General features: G+C 42.9%; 1 protein-coding gene and 1 pseudogene. Both read right to left on the bottom strand.

Features of this window, described 5'->3' with window-relative positions:
* Positions 1–16 precede the first annotated feature (16 nt).
* Positions 17–13573, bottom strand: a pseudogene (locus GDK41_RS06305) (amino acid adenylation domain-containing protein); the annotation flags it as partial.
* Between the two features lie 269 nt (positions 13574–13842).
* The gene (locus tag GDK41_RS06300; protein WP_152085607.1) at positions 13843–17370 is read right to left on the bottom strand and encodes a non-ribosomal peptide synthetase; all 3528 of its coding nucleotides are present in this window, start codon (positions 17368–17370) and stop codon (positions 13843–13845) included.
* Positions 17371–17485: the final 115 nt, after the last annotated feature.

Here is a 17485-nt window from a genome sequence, read left to right as displayed (position 1 = left end):
ATATTATTCCAATACCCTAGAAGTCATTTTTATGTGAGACAAGCTGCGAGATGCTTTTCGCCACAATCTCCGATGATGGCCTCTCCATTATGCTGAAATGATCCGCTGTGACCTCATGTATATCAACTCTTTCTTCAAAACATTTCTTTAACGCAGATTGAACTTTTAATGACTGGCCTGACTGATTCTCGGTTGCCGAAAAGTATTGTAACTGTTCAATTTTGCTATTCATCTGCAGTTTATGCTTTTCCACACACAAAATGTTTGCGAGAACGATATCTCTTGTTTGTTCTATCGTCATGCCATTGACTCGACTCATTTTCCAAATATTAAAACCGTCATCAAATTTAGCAAGTAGTCCTTTATCACTTTCAAGTTTTTGACTATAAAACTTCAAGTCACTTTTCTCTTCACCCATTTTATTTATAAATAACTGGCTCGGTGTAAGGTTTTCACCTACTTGCCACACGCTATCAATCAAACCTACAAATGTAACATGATCTCCTGCACTAATTAGCTGGTTCGCTATTTCCATTGCGATTACTCCTCCCATAGACCAGCCCATTAAAAAGTAGGGCCCGGTGGCTTGTACAGATTTAATTTGCTTTATATAGCGTTCACTTATAAGCGAAATATCCTCAATACCACTTGGTGCTTCTCTTTTCAGAAGTGCTTGTGAAACTAATCCATATATCGGCATGTTAATTTCTAATGACGCCAATAGCTGTCGATAGCTAACAATATCACCATCAACTGCATGGATAATAAATAATGCTGCAATATCTGAACGCTCACTTTCCTGAGCCATAATATTTAAAGGTTGACATAATTGACCATCACTGCGCCTCTTTGTACCTATAATGGCAAGAGATAGTGACTGAATTGTAGGAAAAGAGAAAACATCCCTAACAACAATATCTTGCTTCAATTTTAAGTTAACTTTAGATACAACTTTTATAGCTAACAACGAATGCCCACCTAATGCAAAGAAATTGTCGGTGATCCCCACTTGTTCAACACCGAGAATATCTTGCCATATTTCACACAACATCTTCTCTGTGTCCGTTGTCGGCGCGACATACACTTGTTGCTGCTGTGATATATCTGGTGCGGGTAATCCTTTACGATCAATTTTACCATTGGGTGTCAGCGGCATGTGTGTAAGCACCACAAATACTGACGGGATCATATAGTCAGGTAGTGTCTGTGCTAGCCGTGCTTTTAACGATTCGATTAAGTCGTTACGTTGTCTTTGCGCTGACTCATCATCCATCAACATCGCTTCGGCGTCATCATGTGTTACATATGCGACGAGGCGTTTATCCGCCTCTTTGCCGTCGGCAACCACGACCGCATCATTAACACGCCCGTCAGATAAGAGTTGTTGCTCAATTTCGCCTAACTCTATTCTGAATCCTCTGATTTTAACCTGATGATCAATACGCCCTAAGAACTCTAAATTACCATCAGGTAAATAACGCACTAAGTCGCCCGTTTTATATAACCGTTCGCTGCTGGCTGGGTTCGCCTCATCATAAAACGGATTGCTTACAAACTTCTCATCTGTCAGCTCTGGGCGATTTAAATAACCTCGCGCTAAGCCCACACCGCCGATATGCAGCTCACCTGCTGCTCCCGCTGGTATTAAATTGCCCTCTTTCATTACATATAACTGAACATTGGCGATACTTTTACCAATATGGACTGACATACCTGACCTTATCTGGGCAACACTCGCACAAACCGTGGTTTCAGTGGGCCCATAAGCATTATACATCCTACACTTAGCTGACCAGAGATCGCTCAAGTGCTTGTCAATGCTCTCTCCCGCAACGATTAGGCTTGTAAAGTCATACTCTAAGTTCGCATCTATAAATTTCAACACTGCAGGCGGTATCGTTGCATGCGTGATTTGCTTATGCACAAGTATTGACTCTAACGCTGTGATATTAGCACGCTCATGCTCGCTACAAATGTATAAACAAGCGCCTTTTAATAAAGCCATCATCCATTCAGATACCGCCGCATCAAAGCTGAAGGAAGCAAAGCCTAGCACTCTGCTGGTATGCTTAAGATCGAAAATATCAATTTGGCTTATTGCCATATTAGTAGCATGACGGTGCTCTATCATCACCCCTTTAGGATTACCTGTTGAGCCTGATGTATAAATCACATACGCCAAATGACTTGAACGCACACTGTCAATGCCAACATTGTCACTTGAGTAATTCCCTAAATCATCACACAACGCACTACTATCCAAGTACACTGCTTGTGATGCTTTCACCGGCGTAACACCCCGTAATGACTCTTGTGTTAATACCGTCGTTAGATTTGCATCTTCCAGCATATATGCCAAACGAGCCGCTGGGTAATTCGGGTCCAGTGGCACATACGCCCCACCTGCTTTGAGTACACCGAGTATCCCTACCATCATCTCTAACGAGCGCTCTACACAAATACCCACTAACGTATCTGGTCTAACACCCTTTTCTTCTACAAGGTATTGAGCAAGCTGATTTGCCTTCGCATTCAACTCTCTATACGTCATCGTCTGCTCTGCAAACACCACCGCTACTGCATCTGGTGTCGCTTCTACTTGCGCCTCGAATAAGGCATGAATGCACTGCTCTTTCGGGTACTCTACCGCTGTATCATTCCATGCCACTAACTGCTGATGTTTCTCTGCTTCTGAAAGCATCTCTATCGAAAATACTGACTTCTCTGGATTGTCTGTTAATCCCTCTAACAGTAACTCAAAGTGGCTGGCTAAACGCTTTATCGTCTCCTGTACAAATAAGTCTGTATTGTACTCCCATTCTAAATGTAAGCCTTCGTCACTTTCCGTTACCGATAGTGTTAAATCATATTTCGCTACCTGCTCTGCACCTTCAACCTGACTTAAGGATAACCCTGGTAAATCTAGCTCGCCCTCTTCATTATTTTGTAGCACCAACATAACTTGGAATAACGGGCTATGACTTAAACTCCGCTCCGGCTGTAACACTTCAACTATTTGCTCAAATGGCACTTGTTGATGTGCATAAGCATCCAATAGCATGTTCTTACTCTGCTCTAGCAATGCACTAAAACTCGGCGCGTCCTTTAAGTTACTGCGTAACACCAAAGTATTTACAAAAAAACCAATTAAATTCGCTACTTCTGTCTGCTCTCGATTCGCTATCGGTGTTCCTATCACTATATCTGTTTCATTACTATGTCGTGATAAAAGCACTGAAAATGCGGCATGAAGCCCCATAAATAGCGTGCCCCCTACTTCTTTACACAAGCTCATTAGCTTTTGCTGAGTTTGTGGACCGATAACGCTATCGTAAGTCGACCCTGAAAAGGTTTGCTTCGCTGGCCTTGTCTTATCTAATGGTAAGCTGTGCACCACTGGCAACGCTGATAACTGCCTTTCCCAATACCCTAATTGTGTCTCTAATACCTCGCCTCGTAACCAGTTTCGCTGCCAATATGCATAGTCAGCATATTGGATCTCTAGTGCTGCTAACGGACTGCCTTCCCCTCTTACATACGCACTGTAGAGTGCGCTAAACTCATTTATCAACACCCCCATTGACCATCCATCTGACGCTATATGGTGCATTGTCACGACGAGTATATGCTCACGCTCTGAAAGTTTTATCAATAACGCTCTTAGCATCATATCTGAGCTCAAATCAAACAATTTACTCGCTTCAGTCGACACTAAATCTATGTACTCTGGCTCGCGCTGCGCTTCTGGCAATGACGAGATATCTATCTCTGGCAGGTCAAGCGATGTAAATGGATGTATGACTTGTAGAGGCTCCCCTTGTGCATCTTCTTGAAAATACGTTCGCAAACTTTCATGTCGTTCTACAATAGTATCCAGTGCTTGCTTTAAGGCCTCTATATTTAAAACGCCCCTCAAACGCATCGCGCCTGGCATATTGTAATGGGCACTTCCCCCTTCTATTTTATCCAATAGCCATAATCGCTGCTGGGCAAAAGAAAGAAGCCCTCTTTGCTTTTGAGAAACGCGGTTCAATTCAGGTCGTTTTGAATTCGACGCCAATGATGCCACCTTGTCCGAAAAGCCCGCCAATGTAGGCTTATCAAACAGTAACCTTAACGGTACCTCTGTGTGCAAAAGGGCGTTCACTTTGGCTACCACTTTTGTGGCAAGTAAAGAATGCCCACCTAATGCAAAGAAATTGTCGGTGATCCCCACTTGTTCAACACCGAGAATATCTTGCCATATTTCACACAACATCTTCTCTGTGTCCGTTGTCGGCGCGACATACACTTGTTGCTGCTGTGATATATCTGGTGCGGGTAATCCTTTACGATCAATTTTACCATTGGGTGTCAGCGGCATGTGTGTAAGCACCACAAATACTGACGGGATCATATAGTCAGGTAGTGTCTGTGCTAGCCGTGCTTTTAACGATTCGATTAAGTCGTTACGTTGTCTTTGCGCTGACTCATCATCCATCAACATCGCTTCGGCGTCATCATGTGTTACATATGCGACGAGGCGTTTATCCGCCTCTTTGCCGTCGGCAACCACGACCGCATCATTAACACGCCCGTCAGATAAGAGTTGTTGCTCAATTTCGCCTAACTCTATTCTGAATCCTCTGATTTTAACCTGATGATCAATACGCCCTAAGAACTCTAAATTACCATCAGGTAAATAACGCACTAAGTCGCCCGTTTTATATAACCGTTCGCTGCTGGCTGGGTTCGCCTCATCATAAAACGGATTGCTTACAAACTTCTCATCTGTCAGCTCTGGGCGATTTAAATAACCTCGCGCTAAGCCCACACCGCCGATATGCAGCTCACCTGCTGCTCCCGCTGGTATTAAATTGCCCTCTTTCATTACATATAACTGAACATTGGCGATACTTTTACCAATATGGACTGACATACCTGACCTTATCTGGGCAACACTCGCACAAACCGTGGTTTCAGTGGGCCCATAAGCATTATACATCCTACACTTAGCTGACCAGAGATCGCTCAAGTGCTTGTCAATGCTCTCTCCCGCAACGATTAGGCTTGTAAAGTCATACTCTAAGTTCGCATCTATAAATTTCAACACTGCAGGCGGTATCGTTGCATGCGTGATTTGCTTATGCACAAGTATTGACTCTAACGCTGTGATATTAGCACGCTCATGCTCGCTACAAATGTATAAACAAGCGCCTTTTAATAAAGCCATCATCCATTCAGATACCGCCGCATCAAAGCTGAAGGAAGCAAAGCCTAGCACTCTGCTGGTATGCTTAAGATCGAAAATATCAATTTGGCTTATTGCCATATTAGTAGCATGACGGTGCTCTATCATCACCCCTTTAGGATTACCTGTTGAGCCTGATGTATAAATCACATACGCCAAATGACTTGAACGCACACTGTCAATGCCAACATTGTCACTTGAGTAATTCCCTAAATCATCACACAACGCACTACTATCCAAGTACACTGCTTGTGATGCTTTCACCGGCGTAACACCCCGTAATGACTCTTGTGTTAATACCGTCGTTAGATTTGCATCTTCCAGCATATATGCCAAACGAGCCGCTGGGTAATTCGGGTCCAGTGGCACATACGCCCCACCTGCTTTGAGTACACCGAGTATCCCTACCATCATCTCTAACGAGCGCTCTACACAAATACCCACTAACGTATCTGGTCTAACACCCTTTTCTTCTACAAGGTATTGAGCAAGCTGATTTGCCTTCGCATTCAACTCTCTATACGTCATCGTCTGCTCTGCAAACACCACCGCTACTGCATCTGGTGTCGCTTCTACTTGCGCCTCGAATAAGGCATGAATGCACTGCTCTTTCGGGTACTCTACCGCTGTATCATTCCATGCCACTAACTGCTGATGTTTCTCTGCTTCTGAAAGCATCTCTATCGAAAATACTGACTTCTCTGGATTGTCTGTTAATCCCTCTAACAGTAACTCAAAGTGGCTGGCTAAACGCTTTATCGTCTCCTGTACAAATAAGTCTGTATTGTACTCCCATTCTAAATGTAAGCCTTCGTCACTTTCCGTTACCGATAGTGTTAAATCATATTTCGCTACCTGCTCTGCACCTTCAACCTGACTTAAGGATAACCCTGGTAAATCTAGCTCGCCCTCTTCATTATTTTGTAGCACCAACATAACTTGGAATAACGGGCTATGACTTAAACTCCGCTCCGGCTGTAACACTTCAACTATTTGCTCAAATGGCACTTGTTGATGTGCATAAGCATCCAATAGCATGTTCTTACTCTGCTCTAGCAATGCACTAAAACTCGGCGCGTCCTTTAAGTTACTGCGTAACACCAAAGTATTTACAAAAAAACCAATTAAATTCGCTACTTCTGTCTGCTCTCGATTCGCTATCGGTGTTCCTATCACTATATCTGTTTCATTACTATGTCGTGATAAAAGCACTGAAAATGCGGCATGAAGCCCCATAAATAGCGTGCCCCCTACTTCTTTACACAAGCTCATTAGCTTTTGCTGAGTTTGTGGACCGATAACGCTATCGTAAGTCGACCCTGAAAAGGTTTGCTTCGCTGGCCTTGTCTTATCTAATGGTAAGCTGTGCACCACTGGCAACGCTGATAACTGCCTTTCCCAATACCCTAATTGTGTCTCTAATACCTCGCCTCGTAACCAGTTTCGCTGCCAATATGCATAGTCAGCATATTGGATCTCTAGTGCTGCTAACGGACTGCCTTCCCCTCTTACATACGCACTGTAGAGTGCGCTAAACTCATTTATCAACACCCCCATTGACCATCCATCTGACGCTATATGGTGCATTGTCACGACGAGTATATGCTCACGCTCTGAAAGTTTTATCAATAACGCTCTTAGCATCATATCTGAGCTCAAATCAAACAATTTACTCGCTTCAGTCGACACTAAATCTATGTACTCTGGCTCGCGCTGCGCTTCTGGCAATGACGAGATATCTATCTCTGGCAGGTCAAGCGATGTAAATGGATGTATGACTTGTAGAGGCTCCCCTTGTGCATCTTCTTGAAAATACGTTCGCAAACTTTCATGTCGTTCTACAATAGTATCCAGTGCTTGCTTTAAGGCCTCTATATTTAAAACGCCCCTCAAACGCATCGCGCCTGGCATATTGTAATGGGCACTTCCCCCTTCTATTTTATCCAATAGCCATAATCGCTGCTGGGCAAAAGAAAGAAGCCCTCTTTGCTTTTGAGAAACGCGGTTCAATTCAGGTCGTTTTGAATTCGACGCCAATGATGCCACCTTGTCCGAAAAGCCCGCCAATGTAGGCTTATCAAACAGTAACCTTAACGGTACCTCTGTGTGCAAAAGGGCGTTCACTTTGGCTACCACTTTTGTGGCAAGTAAAGAATGCCCACCTAATGCAAAGAAATTGTCGGTGATCCCCACTTGTTCAACACCGAGAATATCTTGCCATATTTCACACAACATCTTCTCTGTGTCCGTTGTCGGCGCGACATACACTTGTTGCTGCTGTGATATATCTGGTGCGGGTAATCCTTTACGATCAATTTTACCATTGGGTGTCAGCGGCATGTGTGTAAGCACCACAAATACTGACGGGATCATATAGTCAGGTAGTGTCTGTGCTAGCCGTGCTTTTAACGATTCGATTAAGTCGTTACGTTGTCTTTGCGCTGACTCATCATCCATCAACATCGCTTCGGCGTCATCATGTGTTACATATGCGACGAGGCGTTTATCCGCCTCTTTGCCGTCGGCAACCACGACCGCATCATTAACACGCCCGTCAGATAAGAGTTGTTGCTCAATTTCGCCTAACTCTATTCTGAATCCTCTGATTTTAACCTGATGATCAATACGCCCTAAGAACTCTAAATTACCATCAGGTAAATAACGCACTAAGTCGCCCGTTTTATATAACCGTTCGCTGCTGGCTGGGTTCGCCTCATCATAAAACGGATTGCTTACAAACTTCTCATCTGTCAGCTCTGGGCGATTTAAATAACCTCGCGCTAAGCCCACACCACCAATGTAAAGCTCGCCCACGCCCCCCGTTGGTAATAAACTGTTTTCATGCAAAATGTAGCATTGTAAGTTTGAAATCGGGCTACCAATACTCGCTGTTCCATTGACCTTTCGCTCTACACAAGTCGAGTATGTTGTACACTCCGAAGGACCATATAAGTCGTAAACCAGAGAAAACCCTTTCTTATATAATCGTTCAACAAGGGATTGCTTTAACGGTTCACCAGCTAAATTTAAAACCTTCCCATCCATCGAGAAATCTAACTCCAATAGCAATGATTCAATCACTGATGGAACCGTATTTATCAGTGTTAAATCTTCAACGTACGTTGCTGGTAAATCAAATGCATTCTTAACTAAGACAACTTTTCCCCCTGTTGACAAGGGCGCAAAAAACTCAAAAATAGACAAGTCAAAACACATTGATGTTGAGGCTAAAACCGCTTTTAACTGCGCTTCACCGTAATGCTTCTTGGCCCATGCGATAAGCCCATGCGCACTGCGGTGCTCTATCATCACCCCTTTAGGATTACCTGTTGAGCCTGATGTATAAATCACATACGCCAAATGACTTGAACGCACACTGTCAATGCCAACATTGTCACTTGAGTAATTCCCTAAATCATCACACAACGCACTACTATCCAAGTACACTGCTTGTGATGCTTTCACCGGCGTAACACCCCGTAATGACTCTTGTGTTAATACCGTCGTTAGATTTGCATCTTCCAGCATATATGCCAAACGAGCCGCTGGGTAATTCGGGTCCAGTGGCACATACGCCCCACCTGCTTTGAGTACACCGAGTATCCCTACCATCATCTCTAACGAGCGCTCTACACAAATACCCACTAACGTATCTGGTCTAACACCCTTTTCTTCTACAAGGTATTGAGCAAGCTGATTTGCCTTCGCATTCAACTCTCTATACGTCATCGTCTGCTCTGCAAACACCACCGCTACTGCATCTGGTGTCGCTTCTACTTGCGCCTCGAATAAGGCATGAATGCACTGCTCTTTCGGGTACTCTACCGCTGTATCATTCCATGCCACTAACTGCTGATGTTTCTCTGCTTCTGAAAGCATCTCTATCGAAAATACTGACTTCTCTGGATTGTCTGTTAATCCCTCTAACAGTAACTCAAAGTGGCTGGCTAAACGCTTTATCGTCTCCTGTACAAATAAGTCTGTATTGTACTCCCATTCTAAATGTAAGCCTTCGTCACTTTCCGTTACCGATAGTGTTAAATCATATTTCGCTACCTGCTCTGCACCTTCAACCTGACTTAAGGATAACCCTGGTAAATCTAGCTCGCCCTCTTCATTATTTTGTAGCACCAACATAACTTGGAATAACGGGCTATGACTTAAACTCCGCTCCGGCTGTAACACTTCAACTATTTGCTCAAATGGCACTTGTTGATGTGCATAAGCATCCAATAGCATGTTCTTACTCTGCTCTAGCAATGCACTAAAACTCGGCGCGTCCTTTAAGTTACTGCGTAACACCAAAGTATTTACAAAAAAACCAATTAAATTCGCTACTTCTGTCTGCTCTCGATTCGCTATCGGTGTTCCTATCACTATATCTGTTTCATTACTATGTCGTGATAAAAGCACTGAAAATGCGGCATGAAGCCCCATAAATAGCGTGCCCCCTACTTCTTTACACAAGCTCATTAGCTTTTGCTGAGTTTGTGGACCGATAACGCTATCGTAAGTCGACCCTGAAAAGGTTTGCTTCGCTGGCCTTGTCTTATCTAATGGTAAGCTGTGCACCACTGGCAACGCTGATAACTGCCTTTCCCAATACCCTAATTGTGTCTCTAATACCTCGCCTCGTAACCAGTTTCGCTGCCAATATGCATAGTCAGCATATTGGATCTCTAGTGCTGCTAACGGACTGCCTTCCCCTCTTACATACGCACTGTAGAGTGCGCTAAACTCATTTATCAACACCCCCATTGACCATCCATCTGACGCTATATGGTGCATTGTCACGACGAGTATATGCTCACGCTCTGAAAGTTTTATCAATAACGCTCTTAGCATCATATCTGAGCTCAAATCAAACAATTTACTCGCTTCAGTCGACACTAAATCTATGTACTCTGGCTCGCGCTGCGCTTCTGGCAATGACGAGATATCTATCTCTGGCAGGTCAAGCGATGTAAATGGATGTATGACTTGTAGAGGCTCCCCTTGTGCATCTTCTTGAAAATACGTTCGCAAACTTTCATGTCGTTCTACAATAGTATCCAGTGCTTGCTTTAAGGCCTCTATATTTAAAACGCCCCTCAAACGCATCGCGCCTGGCATATTGTAATGGGCACTTCCCCCTTCTATTTTATCCAATAGCCATAATCGCTGCTGGGCAAAAGAAAGAAGCCCTCTTTGCTTTTGAGAAACGCGGTTCAATTCAGGTCGTTTTGAATTCGACGCCAATGATGCCACCTTGTCCGAAAAGCCCGCCAATGTAGGCTTATCAAACAGTAACCTTAACGGTACCTCTGTGTGCAAAAGGGCGTTCACTTTGGCTACCACTTTTGTGGCAAGTAAAGAATGCCCACCTAATGCAAAGAAATTGTCGGTGATCCCCACTTGTTCAACACCGAGAATATCTTGCCATATTTCACACAACATCTTCTCTGTGTCCGTTGTCGGCGCGACATACACTTGTTGCTGCTGTGATATATCTGGTGCGGGTAATCCTTTACGATCAATTTTACCATTGGGTGTCAGCGGCATGTGTGTAAGCACCACAAATACTGACGGGATCATATAGTCAGGTAGTGTCTGTGCTAGCCGTGCTTTTAACGATTCGATTAAGTCGTTACGTTGTCTTTGCGCTGACTCATCATCCATCAACATCGCTTCGGCGTCATCATGTGTTACATATGCGACGAGGCGTTTATCCGCCTCTTTGCCGTCGGCAACCACGACCGCATCATTAACACGCCCGTCAGATAAGAGTTGTTGCTCAATTTCGCCTAACTCTATTCTGAATCCTCTGATTTTAACCTGATGATCAATACGCCCTAAGAACTCTAAATTACCATCAGGTAAATAACGCACTAAGTCGCCCGTTTTATATAACCGTTCGCTGCTGGCTGGGTTCGTCTCATCATAAAACGGATTGCTTACAAACTTCTCATCTGTCAGCTCTGGGCGATTTAAATAACCTCGCGCTAAGCCCACACCACCAATGTAAAGCTCGCCCACGCCCCTTAATGGAGCTATATTTAGAGTATCATCTAAGACAAACCCTTGAACATTATCTAAACAACGCCCTATGTAAGGTATTTTTCCAGAAATTAAGCACTGCGTACTGTTCACGGTGCCTTCTGTCGGCCCATATACATTCAATACAGATTTGCCGCACTCTGATTGCCAGCGATTCAACTTAGCCCATAACTCAGTACTAATCGCTTCACCACCAATAATTAAATGAGGTAACTCATCTTGAATGCCCGCATTAAACCACATTTCCACTACCGATGGGGTACAGTCAATTATATCTAAAGTGGGTAGCAGCTCTCTCAATACACTATAATCCTTCTTCGCTTCCTCTGGTATGATTCTGAGTCCCTGACCAAATAGAAGTTGACTAATACCTTGTATGGAGGCGTCAAATGCAAAAGAGGCAAACCAACCCCAATATTTATTCGCACTTTTCTGAGAACGTACACGCTTAAGGTTAAATGCTAAATTGACTACTGATTGCTGCTCTATCATCACCCCTTTAGGATTACCTGTTGAGCCTGATGTATAAATCACATACGCCAAATGACTTGAACGCACACTGTCAATGCCAACATTGTCACTTGAGTAATTCCCTAAATCATCACACAACGCACTACTATCCAAGTACACTGCTTGTGATGCTTTCACCGGCGTAACACCCCGTAATGACTCTTGTGTTAATACCGTCGTTAGATTTGCATCTTCCAGCATATATGCCAAACGAGCCGCTGGGTAATTCGGGTCCAGTGGCACATACGCCCCACCTGCTTTGAGTACACCGAGTATCCCTACCATCATCTCTAACGAGCGCTCTACACAAATACCCACTAACGTATCTGGTCTAACACCCTTTTCTTCTACAAGGTATTGAGCAAGCTGATTTGCCTTCGCATTCAACTCTCTATACGTCATCGTCTGCTCTGCAAACACCACCGCTACTGCATCTGGTGTCGCTTCTACTTGCGCCTCGAATAAGGCATGAATGCACTGCTCTTTCGGGTACTCTACCGCTGTATCATTCCATGCCACTAACTGCTGATGTTTCTCTGCTTCTGAAAGCATCTCTATCGAAAATACTGACTTCTCTGGATTGTCTGTTAATCCCTCTAACAGTAACTCAAAGTGGCTGGCTAAACGCTTTATCGTCTCCTGTACAAATAAGTCTGTATTGTACTCCCATTCTAAATGTAAGCCTTCGTCACTTTCCGTTACCGATAGTGTTAAATCATATTTCGCTACCTGCTCTGCACCTTCAACCTGACTTAAGGATAACCCTGGTAAATCTAGCTCGCCCTCTTCATTATTTTGTAGCACCAACATAACTTGGAATAACGGGCTATGACTTAAACTCCGCTCCGGCTGTAACACTTCAACTATTTGCTCAAATGGCACTTGTTGATGTGCATAAGCATCCAATAGCATGTTCTTACTCTGCTCTAGCAATGCACTAAAACTCGGCGCGTCCTTTAAGTTACTGCGTAACACCAAAGTATTTACAAAAAAACCAATTAAATTCGCTACTTCTGTCTGCTCTCGATTCGCTATCGGTGTTCCTATCACTATATCTGTTTCATTACTATGTCGTGATAAAAGCACTGAAAATGCGGCATGAAGCCCCATAAATAGCGTGCCCCCTACTTCTTTACACAAGCTCATTAGCTTTTGCTGAGTTTGTGGACCGATAACGCTATCGTAAGTCGACCCTGAAAAGGTTTGCTTCGCTGGCCTTGTCTTATCTAATGGTAAGCTGTGCACCACTGGCAACGCTGATAACTGCCTTTCCCAATACCCTAATTGTGTCTCTAATACCTCGCCTCGTAACCAGTTTCGCTGCCAATATGCATAGTCAGCATATTGGATCTCTAGTGCTGCTAACGGACTGCCTTCCCCTCTTACATACGCACTGTAGAGTGCGCTAAACTCATTTATCAACACCCCCATTGACCATCCATCTGACGCTATATGGTGCATTGTCACGACGAGTATATGCTCACGCTCTGAAAGTTTTATCAATAACGCTCTTAGCATCATATCTGAGCTCAAATCAAACAATTTACTCGCTTCAGTCGACACTAAATCTATGTACTCTGGCTCGCGCTGCGCTTCTGGCAATGACGAGATATCTATCTCTGGCAGGTCAAGCGATGTAAATGGATGTATGACTTGTAGAGGCTCCCCTTGTGCATCTTCTTGAAAATACGTTCGCAAACTTTCATGTCGTTCTACAATAGTATCCAGTGCTTGCTTTAAAGCCTCTATATTTAAAACGCCCCTCAAACGCATCGCGCCTGGCATATTGTAATGGGCACTTCCCCCTTCTATTTTATCCAATAGCCATAATCGCTGCTGGGCAAAAGACAAGGGCAACGGCTCATCTCTGACTGTTTTAACTAACGCTGGAGGTTCTGTTATGCTCTTTGCTTGAATGAGCCGCACTATATCTAGCTTATTATCTTTTAAAAACTGCTTTCGTTTGGGGGTTAAACTTTTTAAATTCCCTTTTACAACAAGTTTACCATTAGATGTTTCTAAAAAAAGGCCATCCTCAATAAGTGGTAACAAGTGATTTTGTAGCTCTATATCTCCCATGATGCTTCCTCACTGCTCTCCTGCTCCGATACAGAAGTGACTTTCCCCAACCCTTTTTTCAAAATCAATTGCCTATCAATAAACTCACCTAATTCAAAGATGCTCTGCAAAGAGAATATCTCTTTAATCGAAATATCAACATCTAAGGCTACTTTGACTTGTGCTAGCATTCGCGTTGCCAGTAGTGAATGACCACCAATAAGGAAGAAATTATCTGAAGTGCCAACTTTATCTAAACCAAGTAAATCTTGCCAAATATCGCATAACATACGCTCAGTTTCCGTTTTTGGTTCCACATATTCTTTCTGTAACTGCGACAGATCTGGCTCAGGTAAGACTTTACGATCTACTTTTCCATTGGGTGTCAATGGAAACTCATCTAATTGAACGATAAGCTGAGGGATCATGTACTCTGGTAATGACAAAGCCAATGCTTTTTGTATATCTCTATATTCTTGTTCTAAATTTTCGCTCCTAATATAGGCCACAAGTCTTTGCTCATCTGATTTATCTTTCCAAACAACAACGAGCGCCTGTTCTATATTTGGAAGTCGGAGCAAAGCAGTTTCTATATCGCATAACTCAACCCTATATCCTCTAATCTTGACTTGATGATCTTTGCGACCGATAAAAATAAGGTTGCCTAGTCGGTCTTGTTTAACCAAGTCCCCCGTTTTATACATTTTTGCATTTATATCATCTGAGAATGGATCTCTAATAAAATGCTTTTCATGTAGCTTCGCGGCATTGATATAACCACTCGTCACTCCCTTCCCTGCAATATATAACTCTCCAACACTTCCAGCAGGAGCGAGATTTTGATGAAGATCTAATACATATACCCGAACTCCGTGAAGTGCTTGACCAATCGGTAAATCGGGACCTTGAAAGTTGTTTCCATCGATAGTGCTAAACAACGTTGCACATACTGTTGCTTCAGTGGGGCCATAGTGATTTGTTAGTACAACTCGCCCTTGGGTCAGCTTACTAAACCGCGCCACATCAACTTTGGTAACAGACTCTCCTCCTATCATCATAAGTTTTAAGTTTGGTAAGGTTTCTTTATCTGAAGATATAGCTTCAAAACCTTCAACCCACCTTCTCCACAATGCAGCTGGAGCATCAATGGCTGTTACACCATAGGCTTGGCTATAAGATTCTAGCCCTGCTGCATCCAACTCCACTGGGTTAGGATGAAGCACCAAAGTTCCGCCTGCAGCCAAAACAGGAAAAATATCTCCAACCGAAGCGTCAAAATAAATTGGCGGTATCATGAGTACACGCTCTTCAGTAAAAGCATGCGTAGCCAAAAAACCTTCAACGAGATTCATGACATTCTTATGTGCAACTGACACCCCTTTTGGGTTGCCCGTAGAACCAGACGTGTAAATAATGTAAGCCGTAGCGTCCTCTGAAACGCTCTTATTTACCAGCTCAAAGCTTTTCGCTGTCTCGGTCACATCGATAATGTCATAATTTGAAAAAACTGGCCTCATTCGTTCTTTTGTTGCTGGGGTGACTACGATTGCTGCAACATTTGCATCACTAACAATATATTGTATTCGCTCATCAGGGCTAGCAGGATCTAAAGGTACATAGGACATACCCGCTGATAGTATGCCAAGCAAAGCGACGATTGATTCAATTGAATAGTCAACTGCAATCGCTATTTTGTCGTTTACTTTAAGACCAGATTGACTTAAATGATTAGCGACTCCTAAAGCCTCGCTAACCAAACTATGGTATGAAATCTCTCTAGCTTGATCTATTATCGCGACTGCATTTGGTCTACATTTAGCTTGTTCATAGAGCATCCCAAATAAACCCAGATCTGTGCTACCCAATATTTTTTTGAAATTGCTAAGCTGAGAAGCAACCACATCATCGTCTGAGCCTCTAAGCATGTGTGCTTTCGTTTCATGCTTGCCAGATAACTTTAGCTTCTCTTGAGCGCTTAGCATTGATAATGAGCTCAGCTCAGCACTACTACAATCACTCAAAGAAGTAAGCTCTAAAATCAGTTGCTCTAAGTGCAAAGTCATTGCTCGTACATGCTCTGCAGAGAAAATACTTGTGTCATAGACCCAGTTGAACGATATACCATCGCTCCCTGTTGCAGCACTTAAAATGATATCAAACGCAGCTATCGCATCTTGCGTTTCCATAAGAGACAAGCCTAAGTCACTACTGTGTTCTTGCTGGTCTGATGTATCCATTTCAAATAGAATTTGGAATAGAGGTGTATGCTGGGTACTACGAGGGACATTACATACATCAACTAATTGTTCAAACGGTATATCCTGATTTGATTGAGCCTCAAGGTGTACTTGCTTCACGTGAGACAAATAGTCTCCAACACTCTTATGATTTGTATTTGCTCGCAGCACAAGCGTGTTTACGAAAAACCCTATTAGACCATCTAGCTCTTTTTGCATTCTATTAGCCACAGGTGAACCTATAACAATATCATGACTGTTACTATGTTTTGATATAACCAAAGCAAACGCTGCATGTAACAGCATAAATGGCGTCATATTGTTATCTAAAGCGATTTTTTGTATCTGAATAAACACAGAATGAGGCAGAAAGCTTCTAATTGACTCCCCTTTATGTTGCTTAAGCTCGGGTCGAGGATAATCCAATGGAATACTATGTACCATTTGAACATCACCGAGCTGCTTTTTCCAATAATCTAGTTGAGTGCCCATGACCTCATCAGTGAGGACTTTTCTTTGCCAATGAGCAAAGTCTGCATATTGAATAGGTAAAGGCGCTAATCCACTCGCTTTTCTTTGTGCAACAGATAGATATAACGCTTCAAACTCTTGTAATAAAATATTCTGAGACCATCCGTCAGACGCAATATGGTGCATATTAAATAGAAGCGCACCTGCCTTTTTTGGATCGATATTATTCAATTTGATGTATTTTACTCGAAGTAGTAAATCAAATTGCAAATTGAACACTTGATTTAAATCTTGTTCCACTAGCTGCTCAAGAGCTTGCGCTTGCTGAGCCACGGTTAAAGCACTAAAATCATACCTTTCAATCGAAAAAGGTACATGTTCACGAATAACTTGAACAGGCCCAGATTCACCTTCTTCAAAAACTGTTCTCAGTACTTCATGTCTTCCAATGATTCGTTCGAACGCACACTCAGCAATATCAACATCAAAAGTCGGCTCGACAAATAGGTGAATCGGCATATTATATTGTGTGCTACCACCATCCAACTGATCAATGAACCAAAGGCGCTGCTGAGCGAATGATAATGGGAACCTGTTTTGACCCCTCCGATTTAACGGCAGTATTTTCTCGCTAGAGGATAAGTTCTGTGATTCAGCAGCTTTTTCACTAAGCTCAGCAATGAGATCACCTTTATTTTTTTTAATTTCAGCTATAATTTCTGGCGTTAGAGTATTTTCTGGTGCTTGAATTTTTAGATTGCCATTCACGACGCTAAGAATTATCCCTTTTCGATATAATTCAGCTAATACCTTTTTAACAATGTCCAATTATTTTCTCCAGCTTTAAATCCATTGGCTTTTATTGATATAGAATCTAGGTTTCCAAAACTAACTAAACATGTTTTTGTCACACATAAATTTGTAAACATTGGAAACCATTAAG

The organism is Pseudoalteromonas sp. A25 (assembly GCF_009176705.1).
Lineage (GTDB): Bacteria > Pseudomonadota > Gammaproteobacteria > Enterobacterales > Alteromonadaceae > Pseudoalteromonas.
The sequence above is the reverse complement of the archived record's forward strand: the minus strand, read 5'-3'. Positions and strand labels throughout refer to the sequence as shown.